Origin of the sequence: Parapedobacter sp. SGR-10 (genome assembly GCF_011030405.1) — a bacterium.
Classification (GTDB): Bacteria; Bacteroidota; Bacteroidia; order Sphingobacteriales; family Sphingobacteriaceae; genus Sphingobacterium.
Window position 1 is genome coordinate 1 of sequence record NZ_JAAJTJ010000056.1, and the last position, 1,903, is coordinate 1,903.

General features: G+C 37.9%; 2 protein-coding genes. Both read left to right on the forward strand.

The window, feature by feature from the left end; translation table 11 throughout:
- The first annotated feature begins 178 nt into the window (after positions 1–178).
- Positions 179–1,633, forward strand: coding sequence for a neutral/alkaline non-lysosomal ceramidase N-terminal domain-containing protein (locus G5B00_RS17785; protein ID WP_163878806.1), 1,455 nt, complete (start codon positions 179–181; stop codon positions 1,631–1,633).
- Positions 1,634–1,669: 36 nt separating this feature from the next.
- Positions 1,670–1,903, forward strand: a 234-nt coding sequence (locus G5B00_RS17790; protein WP_163878809.1) for a penicillin acylase family protein, incomplete at its 3' end; no start/stop codon positions are given.

Genomic DNA, 1,903 nt, shown 5'->3' on the forward strand with positions numbered 1-1,903 from the left:
GTTAGAATAAAAACGTCTATCTGTAGGTTATTGTAGCCTGCTGCTTAGTTGTGTCTGCTTTCTTGTTTTGAATTGATATTACTGTAAATGTATTATAAATAATGCGTGAGTTGTTAAGTCATTAATCGTATGGCTACTGGTGAACTGTGATCTGTATAAAGCATTAAAAATTCTCTTGATGAAAAATTACATAATAATAAAAAAGTATTTTCTGTTTCTTGTTTTTCTTCCTTTGTCGTGTATTACTTTGTTAGCTCAAGAGCAAAAGGTGCTACTTGCAGGAGCTTCAATGAGTAATATTACACCTGATTTAGGGAGTGGGATTGTAGGCAATTTTGGTGGTAATCCACCTGCACAGTATATACATGATGAGCTCCATGCAAAGACTCTAGTGTTAGACAATGGAGAAAAGCGTATTGCGTTTGTCGTAGTGGATAATATATCGATTGCTCGAGAGGTATTCGATGAAGCAAAGAGAAATATTTTTCAAGAGACGAAGATTGCTCCTGAGAATATATTAATGTCGACTACACATACCCACTCGTCAGTCAGTGGAACTTGGACAGGTAGTAGAAGACACTGGTGGAATGAAGGCTTACCTTTTGATAAATATCAGTTATTTCTTATCAAACGCATTACCGATGCTGTTCGAAATGCTGTTACTAATTTAGAGCCTGCTAAAATTGCTTGGGGAGTTGGAAGTGTTCCACAGCATGTGTACAACCGACGTTGGATTATGAAGGAGAAAGTAAGGAGTCCCTTTGGAGGATACGAGAAGGTTAAGATGAATCCTGGGTTTAATAATGATAATAAATTAAAACCAGCGGGTCCTACTGATCCGGATGTTGCTTTTATCTCCGTTCAGTCACTAGATGGAAGACCAATCTCTATCTTCGCCAATTATTCCACACACTATGCAGGCGGAGTTCCTAAAAATGATATTTCAGCAGATTACTTTAGTGTTTTTGCTGATCGAATCCAACAGTTAATAGGCGCCGATCGCCAGTTTCCACATTTTGTAGGAATTATGTCTAATGGCACTAGTGGAGATATTAATACTGTCAACTATGGTGGAGTACAAAGAAGATATGAACCCTATGAAAAGATGAAGGTTGTTGCAGAAGATCTTGCTCAAGAGGTGTATAGAGTGTATAAGGATCTTGAATATCGCACTTGGATCCCTCTAGATGCTATACAGAAAGAGGTTCGTTTGAAGACCCGCACCTCTACAGAAAAGCAGATAGCTCGTGCTAAACAGGTGTTGAAACGTCCTAAAGATAAAGAATATTGGCATGTCCATGAACGATCGTATGCTAACCGCCTACTTCGAATGGAGGCAGAGTATCCTCGTGATATAAACATTATTTTGCAGGCTTACCGTATTGGAGATTTAGGGGTTTCTTCTCTTCCTTTTGAGGTGTTTGCAGAAACAGGTTTGGAGCTTAAAAAGAAAAGTCCTTTTAAAACAACTTTTACAATTGGACTGGCAAATGGAAGTTATGGGTATTTACCTCCACCAGAACAACATAAGCTCGGTGGCTATGAAACTTGGATCGGAACGAGTAAAGTACAAGAAGATGCTACGGTGATTTTGGTAGATGAACTGGTGAAGATGTTTATAGAAATAAAATAGAACTAGGAATAATTTAGTGTTGATAGTTAGTTAACTATGAAGTATTTGAATTTACTTTTTATTGTCCTTTTTACTTCCTGTCTTTCTTCAACAGAGTTAAAAAAGGAAAAAATTCCTGGTCTGAAAGAATCTGTAGAGATTATTAGGGATAAATGGGGGATAAACCATATCTATGCTAAAAACCAACACGATCTGTTTTTTGCACAAGGATATGCTGCTGCTCGCGATCGGCTTTTTCAATTTGAAATGTGGCGTCGCCAGGCTACTGGC